Source organism: Microbacterium sp., from assembly GCF_036566905.1.
In the GTDB taxonomy this organism is placed as follows: Bacteria; Actinomycetota; Actinomycetes; order Actinomycetales; family Microbacteriaceae; genus Microbacterium.
Genome location: NZ_DATCVK010000194.1, coordinates 1 through 18,098, shown reverse-complemented (window position 1 = coordinate 18,098; position 18,098 = coordinate 1). Strand labels below are relative to the sequence as shown.

Here is an 18,098-nt window from a genome sequence, read left to right as displayed (position 1 = left end):
CCACTCCGCGTTCGTCGAAGGAGCAGGCCTCCTCAGGCGCCGCACCCTGCGCCGCAGATCACCTGGAGACAAAGCCCGAACGGAGGCGTACAGTGTGCCTAGCATCGTCCCGAAAGCCGAGAGACGCGACTGGGAAGCGTCAGAACTCGACGACAGGGAACCCGGCGGTGCATCTGGGAGGGGCCCACGGATACGTCTGTGGGCGTGGGGGGTGTGACCGATGGTCTCACGTAACTGGGTAGGTGTCGTCGTAGCCTCGGCGCTCGTGGTCGGCCTCGTCGCGGTCACACCGCCCGAACCGGCTTCGGCTCTTTCGCCGGGCGTTCAGTTCAGCGCGGACGACCTGCCGACGTGGCAGACGAACGGAACGGTGTACGCGCTCGCGCAATCGGCCGGCAAGGTCGTGGCGGGCGGCACGTTCAGCGAGTTGCGCCCGCCTGACGGGGGTTCGGGTTCGCCGGTCGCTGTGAACGCCCTCGCGATCCTCGACGCCGAGACAGGAAATCCCGACGGCTGCCAGCTGAGTCTCTCGCTCGCAGGCGGAACGCCGGCGGTCTATGCGGCCACCGCGGCGCCCGACGGCAACACGGTCTATATCGGCGGCAACTTCTCGAACGTCGGAGGTGTGTCCACGGGTCGCATCGCGCAGATCGACGTTCGCACGTGCACCGTCACGGCCCTTCGACTGCCCAGCATCTCCTCGATCGTGCACACCATCGCCGTGAAGGGGACGACGATGTACTTCGGCGGCATGTTCCTCACCGTGGGCGGTGAGGCGCGCCAGCGGTTCGCCGCGGTGGACGTCACGACCGGCGCGCTGCTTCCGTGGACGGCCAACGTCGATGACATCGGCCGAGGCATCGGCGTCTCGCCCGACGGCTCCAAGGTCGCGATCGGCGGAGACTTCTTCTCCGTCAACGGCGCGTCCTCGCATTCGATCGCCATCGTCGACGCGGTCACGGGTGCGAACATCCGCACCTATCCGGCCGGGTTCATCGCGAACACCTCGGTGACCAAGCACATCTTCAGCGCAGACGACGGCAGGTTCTACATCTCGAACGAGGGCACCGGAGGCGGTGTGTTCGACGGGCGCGCGGCGTTCTCGTGGGCGACCGGCGACCAACTGTGGCGTGACACGTGCCTCGGCGCCACTCAGATGACCCTGCAGTATCAGACGACCCTCTACTCCGTGAGCCACGGGCACAACTGCGATTCGGTGAACGCGCAGCAGGACGGCACGCGCCACTACTTCCTCGCGCAGAGCGCGGTCGACGGGGCCCACTTCGCCTGGGACCCCAAGTCCAACGACGGCATCGGCGAGGGGATCGGCCCGCGCGCGCTCGTCATCGCGACCGGCAGGTCGACCGGGCAGCAGTTCATGTGGAGCGGCGGCGACTTCACGACGATCAACGGTGCGTCTCAGGACCACCTGACGCGCTTCGGAACCACCGACACCGGCAATCCGCCCGCACCGACGGTGTCGGCGGTCGCTCAGAGCAGCGGATCGGTCGACGTCCGGATCCGAACCTCGGTCGACGACGACGACTCGAACCTCACGTATCAGGTCTTCCGCAACAACTCGCCGAGCCCGATCTGGAGCGGAGCCTCGTCTTCGGTGTGGTGGAACCGCCCGCAGGTGACGTTCGTCGACACCGATGTGGTCGCGGGGCAGACCTACACCTACCGTGTGCGAGCGACCGACGGCACGAACAGCTCGGTGCTGTCGCAGGTGGCGACCGCCACCGCGGTCGCACCGGCCGCCGATTACGCGGCATCCGTCCGTTCCGACGCGCCCGCGATCTACTGGCAGGGGAACACGACGGGGTCGTGGTTGCAGGACGGTTCGGCGGCGACGACGAACACCAGCCGGCAAGCGGGCCTGCTCGAGAACGGCGCGGCGAACTCGGCCGACACCCCCGTCGCCGGCGATCCCAGCGGATCAGTCGTCTTCGACGGAGGCGATGACTACGTCTGGCACCAGGGACTGGCCCCGGCGCCGACGACCTACAGTGTCGAGACGTGGATCAGGACGACGACCACTCGAGGCGGCAAGATCGTCGGATACGGAAGCGGTCGCCCGCGTACCGACAGCGGGGCGACGGTGCTCAGCGGCAGCTACGACCGGCACCTCTACATGACCAATACGGGCCGGGTCGTCTTCGGCGCCTACACCGGCTCGACCGTGACGCTGACCTCGCTCGGCGCGCTGAACGACGGATCATGGCACCACGTCGTGGGCACGCAGGGCGCGGCCGGTATGGCACTGTACGTCGACGGAGTCCGCGTCGCGCAGAATTCGAACGCGGTCGCCCAGTCCTACTACGGGGTGTGGCATGTCGGCGGAGACAACCTCTCCGGCTGGCCGAACCGCCCGACGAGCAACTTCTTCGCGGGCACGATCGACGAGACCGCCGTCTACTCCTCGGCACTCAGCGCCGGCGACGTGGCCGACCACTATGAGGCGGCCGGCCGAGAACTCGATCTCAACCAGGCCCCGGCCGACGCCTACGGCACGCGCGTCTTCGTCACGGACCCGACCCTCTACTGGCGCCTCGGCGAAGCGTCGGGCACCACTGCCGCCGACGCCGCCCGCTTCGCCACCTATCCGGGGACGTACCGGACCGGCGTCACCAAGGGCCAGCAGGGCATCATCCCCGGCAACACGGCGGTGACGACCCCCGGCACGCAGCAGGGCACGGTCGCCACGCAGGCCACGCTCACGCCCTCGGCGGCATTCACGGGCGAGATCTGGTTCAACACGACGACCGCCGGCGGCAAGCTGTTCGGATTCGAGAATGCGCAGACCGGCAACGGCACGAACTACGACAAGCACCTGTACATGACCGCGGGCGGCAACCTCGTCTTCGGCTCGTGGGTGGGTTCCGCGGCGGTCGTCACCAGCCCGCTCGGCTACGCCGACGGCAAGTGGCACAGCGCGGTGGGGGTCTTGGACTCCTCCGGTCGGAAGCTCTACGTCGATGGCGTGCTCGTCGCTCAGAGCAGCGTCACCGGCGCGGATACGACGAGTGGGTACTGGCGGATCGGCGGCGGCAATCTCAGCAGCTGGCCTGGTGCGACCTCGAACTCCTACTTCCGCGGGTCGCTGGACGAGTTCGCCGTGTACAACGGCGGCCTGAGTGCCAACGAGATCGCCCGCCACTACGCGCTCGGGGTGCAGGACGTCGCGTCCCCGAGCACGCCCTCCGGACTCACTGCCACCCACGGCTCCGGCGGGGTGGACGTGTCCTGGACGGCGTCCACCGACAACACCCGTGTGCTGGAGTACCGCGTCTACCGGAGCACGTCGGCCGATTTCACTCCTGACGCCGATTCGTTCCTCGCGACCACCGCGACGACCTCGTACCACGAGGACGCCCCGGCACTGGGCACGTACTACTACCGGGTGACCGCGGTCGACGGCGCCGAGAACGAGAGCCTGCCGTCGGCGCCCAGGCAGCTTCTCGTCACCGACATCGACGCCCCCACCGCACCTGCCAGTCCAGCCGCGACGCAGTCGGGGGCGAATGGCGCGACCGTCACGTGGGCGCCGTCCGCGGACAACGTCGACGTGATCGACTACGCGGTCTACCGGGGGGATGCCGCGGGCTTCGCCATCGCCGACGGCACCCTGGTCGGCACAGTCAGCGGCACGTCGTTCAGCGAGAGCGGACTCTCCGCGGGCGCCCACTACTACCGCGTCATCGCGCGAGACGCGGCCGGCAACGCCAGTCAACCCTCGGATACCGCGATGGTGACGATCATCCCGCCGGATGTGACCGCGCCGAGCGCGCCGGGCGGCTTCACGGCGACGCTGTCCAGCGGAACCAACGTGACGCTCTCGTGGAACGCCTCGACGGATGACCGCGGCGTCAGCTCCTACGTGCTGTACCGGAGCCTCGTGGCGGACTTCACGCCGAGCGCGGGCAACCGCATCGCGGAGGTCACGACGCCGGGTCACGTCGATACGGGACGTGCCGCCGGCACGTGGTACTACAAAGTGACCGCACAGGATGCCGCCGGCAACGTCAGCGCTCCCTCGTCCGCGTCGGTGACCATCCAGCCGCCGTCGCAGGCGGTCGAGGTGACCCTCGTGCCCACCGAGGACGCGATGGTCGCGCAGGCGGCCCCGACGACCCTGTACGGCTCGTCGAACCAGCTGTCGGCGCGGGGCACCAACGGAACGATCGAGTCGTTCATCCGGCTGCAGCTGCCGGCCGCACCGGCAGGGACGGTGCTGACAGGCGCCGTGCTGTCGGTCCGCACGTCGAACGACAGCACCGCCGCGACGACGGACTCTCCACAGTTCCGGCTGGTGACGGGCGCCTGGACCGAGGACACCGTCAACTGGAACAACCGCCCGACCACGACCGCAACGGGCGTGCTGGGCACTCTCACCGGTGCGACGGCACTCAACGCCGCCTACACCGTCAACCTCGGCGCCGACGGACTGTCCTCCTTCCTGGGCCAGACGGTGACCCTCCGCATGTCGGGCACCAACAGCGACAACGTCCGCCTGTGGTCCGCGGAGGCAACGACGGCCTACCGGCCGTCGCTGCGGCTGACATTCACGCCCGCCTCCGGTCCCGACACCCAGGCGCCGACGGTGCCGACCGGGCTCGCGACCTCCGTCGCCGGCAACGCGAATGTGACCATCACCTGGTCGCCGTCGGCGGACAACGTCGGCGTCACCGGCTACACCGTGTACCGGGGGACGAGTGCGGGCTTCGCGGCGGACGCCGCCTCGAAGATCGCGGACGTGACGACCCCGTCGTATACGGACAACGGCCGGACAGCGGGCGTCTGGTACTACAAGGTGACGGCGCGGGACGCGGAGAACAACGTGAGCGCGGCATCTGCCAGTGCCTACGCGACCATCCTCGCCAACGGCGGGACCCCGGTCGAGATCACGGTGCCGATCACCGACGACGCCATGGTCGCGCAGTCGTCCCCGACGACGCTCTACGGCACGTCGAATCAACTGTCGTCGCGCGGCACCGGGGGTGCGATCGAGTCGTTCCTCGCCGTCCCGCTTCCGGCCGCTCCCGCGGGCACTGCGCTCACGGCCGCCGTCCTCTCGGTGCGGACGTCGACCGACAGCACGGCGGCGTCCGTGGACGCCCACGAGTTCCGCCTGATGTCCGGAGCCTGGACCGAAGCCGCAGTGAACTGGAACAACCGGCCGCTGACCGCGACGTCAGCGGTTCTGGGCAGCCTCACCGGGGCGACGGCCACGAACGCCCCCTACAACGTCGCGCTGACCACGGGCCCACTCGCATCCGCCCTCGGCCAGACCGTGACGCTCCGGATGTCGAGCGCGGGCGGTGACAACGTCCGGCTCTGGTCCGCGGAAGCGACGTCGTCGACATACCGGCCATCCGTGAAGCTCACCTTCACACCCGTCGCAGGCCCCGATACGGAGGCGCCTTCGGTGCCCACGGGTCTCGTCGCATCCGTCGCGGGCAACGCCGACGTCGGGCTCACGTGGAGCGCATCCACCGACAACACCGGGGTGACCGGTTACACCGTCTACCGCGGGACCGCTGCGGACTTCACCGCCGACTCGTCGTCCCGGCTGTCCGACGTCACCGCTTCGTCGTACACCGACAACGGACGCCCGACGGGCACCTGGTACTACCGGGTGACCGCGCGGGATGCCGCCGGCAACGTGAGCGCGGCTTCGTCCTCCGTCTCGGCGACCATTTCTCCGCCGGTCGTGCCGCCCGTCGTGCAGTCGGTCGTCACCAGCGCCGACACGATGGCCGCGGCGAGCAACGCTGCGGCCACGTACGGCACGACCAACCAGCTGTCGTCTCGCTTCAGCACGGGGATCGAGTCGTTCCTGTCGTTCGCCCTTCCCGCCGCGCCGGCAGGCATGCAGCTGACGTCCGCCTCGCTGTCGGTGCGAACGTCGACGGACTCCACGGCGGCCTCCGCCGACACCCATGTCCTCCACCTGATGTCCGGGCCATGGGATGAGGCGACCATGACGTGGAACACCCGCATCACGCAGACCTCGTCCGGCGTGATCGGGCAGCTGGCGGGCGCGGGCGCCACCAACACCGCCTACACGGTGGCCATCGGGGCGGCCGACCTCGCGGGGTTGTCGGGTCAGACGATCACGATGCGCATGTCGAGCACGGCGGGCACGGACAACCTGCGGATCTGGTCGCGAGAGGCCACCAACACGTCGTATCGCCCGACGCTGACGCTCACGTACACGGCGGTGCCGTAGAGCAGGCAGATCGCCAGATGGCGGCGCCCTCGGCAGCCGGGGCGCCGGCGAACAACGGGAGGTGACGCGATGGCCCCGTCTCCGATGTCGCGGCGCGGCTTCCTCATCGGCGGACTGTCGACCGTGGTCCTGGCCGGCTGCTCGGCGCCGCCCCGCGCGGGCAGGAACCCGTCCGAGACGATCACGCCCTCTCCCTCTCCTTCGGGCTCACCCTCTCCCTCGCGCGCGCCCATCGCGTCCGACGTCCGGGCGCTCATCAGCCGGCCGACGTTCTACGTCGGTCATCGCGGCAGCGGCGACAACTGGCCGGAGCACACTCTCACCGCCTATCGGAACTCCCTCCTGGCGGGCGCCGAGGCGATCGAGATCTCGGTGTGCTCGACGTCGGACGGCGTGCTGATCTGCCACCACGACCTGTCAGGCGCACGCGTGCTGGGCGTCGACAGGAAGATCGCCGACATGACCTGGAGCGAGGTGAGCGCTCTGTCTGTGGACGCCCGCAGCTGGCTGGGCGTCAACACCCCTCTGGAGCCCGTGTCGAGGCTCGAGGACGTTCTGCGGGAGCTCGACCCGGCCACGCTGGTCTTCATCGAGGACAAGCAGGGGACGAACACGCGTGTACTGCTGGACATCCTCGACGCTCAGCCGCGGGCGACGGAGCGCTTCGTCTGGAAACAGTGGGCGCCGGCCTCGCAGGTGCGGGCTGCGAAGGAGCGAGGCTATTGCGCGTGGGGCTACTTCGACGTGGAGCAGATCGATCGCCTGGATGAGTTCGCTCTGACTTTCGACGTCCTGGGACTGCCGGTGTCGGCGCCGGACGAGGTGATCAGGCAGGTCGTGGCCACGGGAGTCCCGCTGATGTGCTGGGAGGTGCGGTTCCACGACGAGGTGGAACGGCTCACCGGCCTCGGGGTCACCGGGCTGATGTGCTCCAACGTGGGCTATCTCGTCGACGGCAGACCAGCCGACCGGGACACCTTCGCCACCGGCCGGCGCGCACCCGGCGACCTTCCCGCGGCCATCGACACGCTCGGCTGGTCCGCTCAACCCTCGTTCATCCCAGACCGGGGGACCCTGCGCATTCAGCGGGCGGACGCGACCAGCTACCTGATGGGCTCGCTCGCCGTCAAAGGAAAGGAACCGAGCCGTCTGAACATGACGATCGTCTGGCCGGATGCCGTGCCTCCGAGCGGCGCCGTCGGCGCGGTATTCGCCTTGAGCGGCGACGCGCCGGGAGGGCAGGGCGGACGCGGCGACGCCGACGGCTATCAGTTCTCGCTTCACGTCGACGGCACGATCGCACTCGCACGCTGCGAGCGCGGCGTCACCGGACCCGACCTGGCCACCGGCGCGGTCGACGCGCCGACAGCAGGAGACGCAGTGCGGATTCGGATCGACGTGTCCGACGACAGGGTGCGCGCCACCGCCGACGGCGGTGAACCGATCGAGGCCAAGCTCGCGGCATCCGACGGCAGAGGTCCCTGGATCCGCCTGTTCAAGGATTACGCGTCCAACCACGCGGTCGAGTTCTCGCAGGTGCGAGTGGTGGCGAGCTAGCGGCCGCCGAGTATTCCGCTACCGGAATGTACCGTCAGTGCTGTCGCCCGGCCCCTGCCTCCGTCCCAAGGATCCGCGGTCACGCCCGCTTGGGGAACGGGCGTCCACCGGTGACGCCAGCGCCAGTGTGCACCTGACGGGCAGCGGCGGGTGACGACCGCGGATCCAGCTGTTGGCGGCCGGCGACGCCGTTGTCGCCGGCCAAGTCTTCTGAGGGGGCATCAGTAGGCCCCCTTCGGTGCGATCATGACCTTCGCCGTACGCCACATGATCATGACGTCGGTGGCGATCGACCAGTTCTCGACGTAGCGCAGGTCCAGTCGCACGCTGTCGGCCCACGACAGGTCGCTGCGACCGCTGATCTGCCAGAGGCCGGTGATACCGGGCTTGATGTAGAGCCGGCGATACACGCTCCCGTCGTACGACGTCACCTCGTTCGGAAGCGGCGGGCGCGGGCCGACGATGCTCATGTCACCACGGAGCACGTTGACGAACTGCGGCAGCTCGTCGATCGAGAACCTGCGCAGGATCGCGCCCACTCGCGTCACCCGAGGGTCGCGCTTCACCTTGAACAGGGGCCCTGCGCCATCATTCTCGGCGAGCAGCTCAGCGCGTCGCTCCTCGGCGTCGACGACCATGGTGCGGAACTTGAGCATCGAGAACTGGCGGCCGTCGCGACCCACCCGCAGCTGGTGGAACAGCACCGGTCCGCGCGAGTCGAGCTTGATCGCGATGGCCACGAACGGGGCGATGAGCGCGATCGGTACGAGCGCGAGGAGCGACAGCACCACATCCATCCCCCGCTTGATGGCGTGGATGCCGCCCTCGAACTCGGGGATCTTCACCTGGACGAGCGGCAGTCCGTCGAGGGGCCGCAGCGACAGACGGGGTCCTGCCACGTCGGTCAGCCGGTTGCACAGCACGAGCTCGGCCGCGCTGCCCTCCAGCTCCCACCCCAGCCGCCGGACGAAATCACGGTCGTCATCCGGCGTGCTCGCGACGACGATGGTGTCGGCACCGGCCTGCCGGCCGTAGGCCGCCGTGAAGCGGATCGACCCGATCACGGGGTAGAGATGGTCCTCGATGTCGATGGGCTCGAACCCGCCGTCCGTCGTCGTCGCCGCGATCACGAGGTACGCGTGATGAGGGTCGTGCACGAGCTTCTCGATGACGTACTCGACGTCATCGCGCGTGCCCGCGACGAGGACTCGAGAGACGCACTCGCCACGCTCGCGCTCGTGGATCAGCCACCTGCGCCAGAGCCAGCGGCTCAGCACCAGGGCGACGAGCCCGACAGGCAGCGCGATGATGAGCTGCGCGCGCAGTCCGGGCAGCTGCGCCAGGATGAAGACGGTCGACAGGATGCCGAACGCGAAGCCCGTCGCATGCCCGATGCGCATGTACTCGGCCGCCCCCGCGCCCACCACGGAAGGTTCCCGCGTGTGGGCGAGCGCCAGGAGCGTCATCCACGCGCAGATGACGAAGAGTCCGATGCGGGCGGGCCCGGCGAGCTGTGCGAGCGGCACGCCGACGGCGGTCTCGAAGACGATGGCCGCGGCGGCGGCCCCGGTGATGCACGCCGCATCGGTCGCGACCAGCCGTCGCCGGTAGCGCCGCTCCCAGAGGCGGCGGCGCTCCAGCGACGGCTGCGCGCGAGGGGCGATCGCGTCGGGGAGGACATCCAGAAGCGGGCGCGTCGGAGTTGGGCGTCGGAGGAGCGTTCGGGTCACTCCTCCGGCGCCCGTCGGCGCCGCTGCGATCGCGGTCGGCTTCAGACCGCGGTCCACCGCGCGCACGATGACGCGTCCCTAGCAGACATGTACTTCCCCAGAAGCCCGCACGACGGCACGCCGAACAGGCCATACAACCCCAATGCGCAGACCCGGCCGGGTTGTCGGGTCGTTGGGGACGCTCGATTCGGGTTCGAACTCCCCTGCGCCCTGTAAATGTACTGCGGCAGCCCGTCGATCGGAAGACTCTTGTCCCGAAAAACTTGACAAGCGTTAATCGGAGCCTGTAGTGCGCAGTGTCCGGCGGGGTGGCCTCAGCCGATCAGTCCGATCAGGGCGTCCAGTCCCATGCCGTAGTTGATGCGCACCGTCGGCAAGGCGAGTTTGTCGGTGCCGATCGTGACGTAACCGGGCTCGATGGTGCGCGCCATCTCCCAGCCCGCCTGCCGGAGCCCTTCCTTGGCGGTGTCGCTGTAGTGGCCGAACGGGTAGGCCATGATCTCCTTGACGCCGAGCACGCCGTACGAGGCCTCCATGTCGGCGACGATCTCGGGAACCGACAGGTTCACGATGAGGCCGTCGCCGTTCGCGCCCGCGCGGTGCATGTCGTGGGTGTGCGAGCGGCGCAGCACGTACATGTTCGGCGGGGGATCCTGCCGGTACGCCGTGATCATGAACGATGTGGCGAGCACCTTGTGCGTGGAGACCACGGGCACCGCGAGGTCGAACCAGGTCTGGTCGGCGTCGTCGTCGGTGACGATCACCGAGTGGTTCGGCAGGAACAGCCGCCCGTCGATGAAGGCCGACAGCTCGTCCCAGGTCGGCAGGTAGAAGCCCGTCGTCGCGATGTGGTTCATGTGCGCCTCGAAGTCGCCGATGTACGCGTAGTTGCCCCGCAGCCACCCGCTCTCGCCCTCGGGATTCGCCGTGAACTGGTGGTACATGAGGATCGGGATGCGCGCGTCCTCGGCGACGTTCTGCTCGGGGCTGACCCACGCGCCATGCAGCGTCACCCGGCGGTCGGTGCAGACGACCGGCTCGGAGCCGTTGACGCGTCCGGGGACGGCGAGGGCCGCGGCATCCGCGGAGGTCGCGTACCAGCCGGCGAACACGAGCCCCTCCCGTGAGGGGATCGGGAGCCCCGCGTAGAGCGCGCCCTCCGTCTGGAGCATCGGTGCGTCGGCGACCCCCTCGCCTGCGAAGCTCACGGCGCAGGCCGCCGGGTCGGGTGCGCTCGCCAGCAGCTGCTCCTCCGGGGTGAGGGGCGTCGGGACGGGGGTGGAGGTGGGTGTCGTCGACGCGGTGGCGCTGGGCGCGGCATCCGCCTGTCTGTCTCCGGCGGCGGCACGCGCGAAACCGATCGCTGCCACCGTGCCGCCGATGACGGCGAGCACGACGACGGCGCCCGCGATGCCCGCGAACACGCGGCGCCGACGCCGCCGCGCGGAGGGCCGCGCGGGCTCCGTGCCGAAACTGGTCATACGACTCCCCGAGTCCGGACCGCGCATCCCCACGTGCGATCTCTGCTCGGATGCTACCCGGATGCCGCCGCCCGCCGCCCGACCTGCGCGCGGGTTGTGGATGAACCGCGTGCCGGGCCGGCGCCGCCTTCGCTACGCTCGGGTGCCATGCTGCCTGCCGACTGGATCGAGTACCGGCGCTCCGACAGCGAGATCCTGGGCTGGATGCTCGCCGACCGCGACGGCTTCCGCGTGTTCGACCTGCTGGGCCGCGAACGGACGCCCGACGGCGCCGGCGCGCTCGAGTGGCTCGACGCCGAGGAGCTGCTCGACGAGCTCGGCATCGGCTATCTGGCCGACCGGTGGACCCTGCACCTTCCCGACGGCAGCGAACGCCCCGTGCGCATCGCCGAGGCGAGTGCCCGGGGCATCACCGTCGTCGCCGACGAGTTCGGCGCGGCCTCGGCGGTCGGCGGCGACCCGGAGCGGTTCCGCCTGCCCTTCCCCGTGACCGACGAGCTCTCGCCGCGCTGATCCCATCCCGCCCGGGACATGCCCGTCGCTCGCGGCGCTGAGGCACTGCCGTCCGCCGACGCCCGGCACGTGGGTACAGTGTCCGCATGACGACGCTCGTGCTCACCGTGGTCGGCGACGACCGGTCCGGACTCGTGGCGGCGGTGGCCGACGTCGTCGGCAACCACGGCGGCAACTGGGAGAACAGCCAGCTGGCGGAGCTGTCGGGCGCCTTCGCCGGCATCATCGAGGTGTCGGTGCCGGCCGAGCGGGCCGACGAGCTGCGCGCGGCGCTGACGGTGCTCGACGGCCTCCTGAAGGTCGCGGTGCACACCGGCACCGTCGAGCCGCCGCTCGGCACGGCGCGATCGCTCACGATGCAGGTGATCGGAAACGACCGGCCGGGCATCGTCCGCGACATCTCGACGGTGCTGGGCGCCCACGGCGTGAGCATCGACAAGCTGACCACCCACACCGCGGATGCCGCGATGTACGGTGGCAGGCTCTTCGAGGCGACGGTGGTCGCCCGGGTTCCGGCATCCGTCGACCTCGACGACCTCACGAGCGAGCTCGAGCGCCTGGCGACCGAGATCCAGGTCGACGTCACCCTCGACACCTGAGCAGCCGTCGAGGCCGCTCAACTGTCACGAACGGTGGGTCGGCGACACGAATCGTGACAGGCGAGCAGCCCTTGAGTCCGCGGCTCGATCGGGCCGCGAGCGCGGCCCTGCCCCTCGGCCGGACGCGAGGGACAGGGCCGGTTCACGACGACGGCCGGCCGGGCCGGTGATCAGACGATCGCTCGCCCGGAACGCGGCAGCGCGAGGTTGAGCGGCAGATCCAGCCGGCTTGCCGCCCCGGCATCCGGAGATGAGCCGTGGGACCGCTCGGCCACGAGGTAGACGCCGTCCTTGCGATAGTCGAGCGCAAAGGTCGCACCATCGGCGCCGCTGACGACGAGCGCGGAGAACCTCCCGTTCGAGCGATCGTGGGCGATGACGCGCACTCCGTCCGCCGGACCGGCCAGACTGCTCAGGTCCACCTCGAGCGTCCCCGCGTAGTGCGCCGTGCCGCCCACACTGAGCGCCGGGGCCGCCGCACTCTCCTGCGTGAGCCGCAGCGTGCCGTCGCGGCGCTGGCTGTACGCCGCACCGACGTGGACGGTCTCGGCCGCGCCGTCGACGAGACCGCCGGAGCGCACCTCCACGGCGCCCGTGCCGAGTGAATCGACATGGCGTGCGACCACGTCGCCTCCCTCGACGAGCACTCCGCCCTCGAAGGAGTTGTCGCCGGCGAGCGTGAGGGCGCCGGAACCGCGCTTCGTCAGCCCGCCGGCGCCGTCGATGTCGTTGAGCCATACGTCGCCTGCCGAGAATCCGCTCGCCGCGGCATCCATCGTCACATCCACGTCGCGGTCCAGCGCGCCGTAGCCGTGGACGGCGGAGTACAGATCGATGCGCCCCCAGCCCTCGGCGTCGTCGGTCAGCGGCAGACCGGAGTCGAGGGCGGTCGAGTACAGCACCCACCGCAGCTGCTCGTCGCTGAGGTACGGGAAGCGCGAACGCAGCAGCGACTCCGCGCCCGCGGGCACATGCGCCGGCTCTCCGGTCGCTCCGACCGGCGTGAGGCCGGAGGTCGTGAGCTCACGGTAGTGCGCGAGGTCAGCCTGGTACGCGTCGCGATCGGCATCCGACGCGGTGTCGAGCGCGAGCAGCGACTGCGCGTCGGCGCGCGCCTGAGCGATCAACGGCGCATTCGCCGGGTCTTCGAGGGTTGCACCCGCGAGGCCCGTCGCGAGGATGCGCCCTCCGATCACATCGAGCGCCGAGTGCATTCCCGCGACCATGCGGCTGCGGCCGAGCTCGGCGGCGGTCATGAGCAGCTCGTCGTAGTGCTCCGGAGCGGACGATGCGAGCCCGAGGCCCGCGAGGAAGGCGGCGTTCGTGTGGCCGCTGGGGAACCCCCCGTCGGTGATGGCGTTGTCTTCCGGCACGAGGCGCACCACGAGCTCCGGCACCACCGAGACGTCATCGCTCCAGCGGAACGGACGCATGTACTGGTAGAACATCTTGGCGTTGTTCGAGGACGCGTACTGTCCCCGAAGCGTGTCGACGAGCTGAACGGCCGAGCCCAGGGTCGAGCCGGCGTCGGCCCATACGCCGTTCGCGTTGCCGGCGTCGCTGTATGCCACCTCCAGCGCGTCGGCGGGAACCTCGGTGATCGTCGTGCCCGCTCCTGTGAGGGAGGCGAAAGCCGTGGCGTCCTCTCCGAGACCGGCGATCATCGAATAGCTCTGGTGGCGGCGGTCGTCGATCCACGCCTCGGCACTCTCAGCGTCCGTGCGGTTCTGGGTGAGGCGCTCGACGACGCCGATGTTCTCCGCGTGCAGCTGCGGGTTGAGCACGGTGCCGTTGTTCCACGATGCGCCCGGCGTGAAGTACTCGAGCATGGGCGCCAGGACGCCGATGGCCGGGTTCGTGTCTGGCGTCGTGTAGGCATTGGTGTTCTGCCGGTACGTGTCCGCGAGCGTGCCGTACGTACCCCGCTGCGGCTCGATCGCACTCACGGGAGCGAAGGCCTGCGGGTCGCCGGAACCGGCTTGGCGTGCGGAATCCGGCAGGTCACCGGTGGCCGTCGTCGTGCCAGCTTGGGCCGCCGCCGGTGCCAGGACGAGGGCGGTGGCGACCGCGCATGCGAAGGCGGTCGTGACTGCTCTCCGATCGAAGCGAGGTCTGCGGGGGGTGGCGTTCACCACGTCAACTCCTTTGTTCGACAGGTCCCGTGGCGCACGACGGCGCACCGAAGCGACGCCTGACGCGGTCTTCACGGGGGAGGGGATGCGACCACGTCGGCCTGCCTCGGCAGGCATGCTCACGACAACTTAGCCGCGCATTGTCCTTATGTGCAATAGTTCTGACAAAGCCTCGCGAACCTCAGGTCAGATCGCGCAGCCGGGCTGCGAGCCCGGTCCCGTCGCCCGCCCGACGCTCGTAGCCGACCGCGATGATGAGCAGCACCGCGCCGACCACCGACAGCGTGATCCACCAGGGCATCGCGTCGATGCCGCGACCGATCTGCACCATGAATGCCAGCACATTCTCGATCGGGAGCACGACGATCCCGATGAGGAAGGGCGCGGCGAGGCGCTGCGTGGCGCCGACGAGGATCGCGACGAGCGCGATCGCCATGACGAGGATCGCCCGCCACGTGCGCGGGTCGGTGTACGTGGCGGCCACCGAGGCGCTCAGCATCGTGACCAGCCCGGGTGCGAGGAGCGCCCACGACCCGGTCCAGCCCGCCGGCCACGCCTCCAGCCTGCCCGCCGGCGCGTCGTCGGCCGGTCGGCGGAGCGCCAGCGCACCCGCCGTGAGGAGGAAGAGGCCGAGGGGCAGCGAGAACCACTCGACCCGGAGGTCGCGCGGGCTCCACGCGACCACGGCCGTCACGAACGACACGGCGAACAGGAACGGCACCGGTGGCAGCCCCGTCGGACCGCGCAGCCCGCGCGCCGCGACGGCGACCATCAGGGTAAGGAGACCGAGCAGCACCACCCACATCGTCCAGATGACGAACCAGTCGCGCTCGATCGCCGGCCAGGTCGCCACGGCGACGATCAGCACCGCGGGCGCACCCAGCCACCGCGTGCGGGCGAGTCCCGTCCCCTCGGCGGCGTGCCGGTGCAGACCGCCTGCGGCGCTCGCCGCGGCGCCGGCACCGAGCAGCCCGAACGCGAGTGCCGCGAGGATCGCCGGATCCGTCGGTGCCGGATCGAGGCCGATGCCCCAGCGAACGCCCTGCACGGCGGCCGCCGCGGCGGCGACGATCGCGACGGCGAGCGTCGGCACGCGCAGCACGCGCAGACGCCGTACCCGTGGGGCGGTCGCTCGCGAGACCATGACGGATGCCGCCACCAGCGCCCACGCGGCGCCGACGAGTCCGACGGCCCGGCCGGGAGCGGCGGCGTCGGCACCGAACACCGGGATGGCGGCATCCGTCCCGTTGAGGGCGAGTGCGAGCACCACGGGCACCACCGCGATCGCGAGTCCGGCGGTGTACAGGCCGACCGCACGGCGACCGCGGGCCGTGAGCGCCGCACCGACGACAGCGGCGCCGAGAGCCGGCGGCAGCAGGTAGGGCTCGAGGCCGATGACGCCGACGATGCCCCACGCGCTCCAGAGGGCGCCGGTGAACGCCGCACCGGCGAGCGGCCATGCGTAGCGACGCGGCGCGGTGATCGCGGTCACGGCGAACCCGGCGCCGAGGATCACGAGCACCAGCAGGGTGGTGGGCAGCCCCGCCGACGTGCGCACCAGCGCGAGCGCGACGGCGATCGCCGCCGTCAGGAGAGCGGATGCCTCGACCGCGAGTCCGGCGGCGCGCGCCTGCGCCTGCGGCAGCCGCCGGCCCAGCGCGTCGCCGATCAGGTCGGCCGACGCCAGGACGCCCGCGACGATCGCCGCGATCACCGGGAGCACCACCGGCGACCCGCTCATGGGCAGCAGCTGCGCACCGAGGCACACCGCCACGACGGCGATCGCGGGGACGAGCGTCGCGGCCGCCAGCGTGCGCACCACGAGGCCGAGGCCCGCGCGTGTGGTGGTGACCAGCGTCAGCGCGAGGCCGAAGATGACGGCGGTCGAGAGAGCGGTCCAGCCGCTGCGCTCGAACACCACCTGCAGCACGCCGATCGCGAAGGGCACCGCCGTCACGACGAGCACAGCGTGCCACTCCCGCGACGGGATGCGGCGGGCGAACGTCGTCGCGATGGCGACGACTCCGGCAGCGCAGGTGGTGAGGCACACCACGACGAGCGGATCGGCGCCCCCGCGGGCGAGCGCGGTCGCGAGCACCACGAGCGCGTACCCGAAGGCGACGCCGACATGCACGAAGCGGCCCGCGCGCGGCACGGTCAGCGCGAGCACGCCGATCGATGCGACGACCGCGGTCCCGGCCCACACCGTGAGGTCCTCGTCGCGCCACGACAACACCGCGGCGAACACCACGGCCGCGTTCGCGCCCGCCACGAGGGGCATGCGGGCGGCGGCCGAGGCATCGCGCAGTCCGGTGGTGACGACGGCACCCGCGCCGACGGCCGCGACGAGTCCGAGCGCGACCCGAGCCCACACCTCGAGGCCCGGCAGCGACAGCACCGTGAGGAATGCGAGCACCGCGTACCAGGCGCCGAGGAACCCGAGCCATCGCGTGCCGAGCGGCTGCGGCATCGATTCGCCGCCGGGGGCGCCTGCGAGCGACGCGGAGCGTGTCGACGTCGCACTGGCCGCCGTTCGGGGCGCCCCGGACGCGTGCGGGGCGTGCGCATCGCGCCCCGGATGTGCATCATGCGCCCCCAACCCGTGGTGCTCGATGGATGCCGCACCCGCCGCCGCGGCGGCTTCGACGCCGCGGGGCGCGGTGATCGCGGCGAACGAGCCGAGTGACAGCGACAGTGCGGCGATCCCGACAGTCAGCCCCGCCGCGCTGCCGGGCAGCAGGAACATGCGGTCGGCGTACGGGCCGGCGATAGCGCCTGCGATCGACAGGAACGCCGTGAGCGTCGGGATCGCGGCGATGAGGGCGACCACGCCGACGGCGCCGGTGAACAGGGCACCGCGTGCGACCACGCGGTGCAGCGGAGCGAGCGCGCCGACGGCGACGAGCCCGAGGCCCGCGGCCACCGGGAACGCCGCGAACCAGGTGCCCATGCCGAGCGCGGGCATCGCGATCGGGAGCACCGCGACGGCGCCGACCGTCGCCGCACCCGCGACGCCGCTCCACACGCGCCCTGCCGGGTGCTGCGCCGAGGCGACCGCGATCACCGCGATCGACACGAGCGTCGCACTCGCGAGGTACGCGGTCGGAACGGCGGTGGCGGCATCCGTCCCCCACACCGTCGACAGTGCGGCGACCGCGAACCCGAACTGCACCACCGTCAGCGCCGTGCGCTCCGCGGTGAGCGGGCCGTGTGCACCCGAGCCGGGTGCGCCCGAGCCGGTGCGGGAGGCGACGGCGACCAGCGCGCCGGCGGCAGCGGCCGACGCGAGGCATCCGGCCGTCGTCGCGAGTGCCGAGCCGGCGCCCAGGGCGAACAGGAGCGGCACGAACGCCAGAGCGAGCAGACCGGTCCAGCGCCAGGCACGGATGCCGGCACGCGGGCCGAGCACTGCCAGCGTGCCGCCCGCGAGCAGCGTCGCGAGCGCCGTGAAGGCCCAGCCGTTCGCATCCTGGGGGAGCAGGGGCAGCGCCGCGGTGATCGTGAGCGCCAGGAACACCATCCCGAGGGCCCCGATCGCCTCGGCCGAGAAGCGCAGCTGCCGGCGGGCGAGGAAGGCGGATCCGCCGAGGAAGGCGGCGGCGATGGCACCGACGATGGCCGCGCGCGGCCACGGATCGGTGAGATCGGGGTTGAAGAACGTGAACACGACCGCGGCGACGGCGACGAGCGCCGCCCCGGCGACGGCGAGCACGGACTGCACCGTCGCGGAGGCCCGGTGGGCCCCGGCCGTTGCGCCGATGCCGGAGGGCGGAACGGGCGCCATGCTCGACGCGGCAGGTTCCGGCGATGTGTCCGCACGCACGGCGGCGGCGCCGGCCGCCGGCGCCGTGACC

8 protein-coding genes are annotated in these 18,098 nt (G+C 70.9%); 4 read left to right on the top strand and 4 right to left on the bottom strand.

The genetic code is table 11. The features are described 5' to 3' along the window. Nucleotides 1-220: 220 nt before the first annotated feature. The gene (locus VIP82_RS16425; RefSeq protein WP_331910527.1) at nt 221-6,232 is read left to right on the top strand and encodes a DNRLRE domain-containing protein; all 6,012 of its coding nucleotides are present in this window, start codon (nt 221-223) and stop codon (nt 6,230-6,232) included. A gap of 69 nt (nt 6,233-6,301) precedes the next feature. Beyond that, complete coding sequence (locus tag VIP82_RS16420; protein ID WP_331910525.1) at nt 6,302-7,789, top strand: glycerophosphodiester phosphodiesterase; 1,488 nt, start codon at nt 6,302-6,304, stop codon at nt 7,787-7,789. Between the two features lie 221 nt (nt 7,790-8,010). On the opposite strand, the gene VIP82_RS16415 is transcribed toward VIP82_RS16420, so the two are convergent. Continuing rightward, entirely contained in the window at nt 8,011-9,576 is a 1,566-nt protein-coding gene (locus VIP82_RS16415; RefSeq protein ID WP_331910523.1) for a sugar transferase, read from the bottom strand. A 257-nt stretch (nt 9,577-9,833) separates the two neighbouring features. Next, nucleotides 9,834-11,000, bottom strand: a complete 1,167-nt coding sequence (locus tag VIP82_RS16410) for a polysaccharide deacetylase family protein (RefSeq protein ID WP_331910521.1) — start codon at nt 10,998-11,000, stop codon at nt 9,834-9,836. Nucleotides 11,001-11,147: 147 nt separating this feature from the next. Here VIP82_RS16410 and VIP82_RS16405 point away from each other — a divergent pair, with 147 nt between their 5' ends. Then, complete coding sequence (locus tag VIP82_RS16405) at nt 11,148-11,513, top strand: hypothetical protein (protein ID WP_331910519.1); 366 nt, start codon at nt 11,148-11,150, stop codon at nt 11,511-11,513. Between the two features lie 86 nt (nt 11,514-11,599). Continuing rightward, entirely contained in the window at nt 11,600-12,112 is a 513-nt protein-coding gene (locus VIP82_RS16400) for a glycine cleavage system transcriptional repressor (RefSeq protein ID WP_331910517.1), read from the top strand. Between the two features lie 170 nt (nt 12,113-12,282). Here VIP82_RS16400 and VIP82_RS16395 read toward each other — a convergent pair whose 3' ends face one another. Further along, entirely contained in the window at nt 12,283-14,247 is a 1,965-nt protein-coding gene (locus tag VIP82_RS16395; RefSeq protein WP_331910515.1) for a phosphatase PAP2 family protein, read from the bottom strand. A gap of 178 nt (nt 14,248-14,425) precedes the next feature. Then, the coding region (locus VIP82_RS16390; RefSeq protein ID WP_331910513.1) for an SCO7613 C-terminal domain-containing membrane protein at nt 14,426-18,098 on the bottom strand (3,673 nt) is incomplete at its 5' end.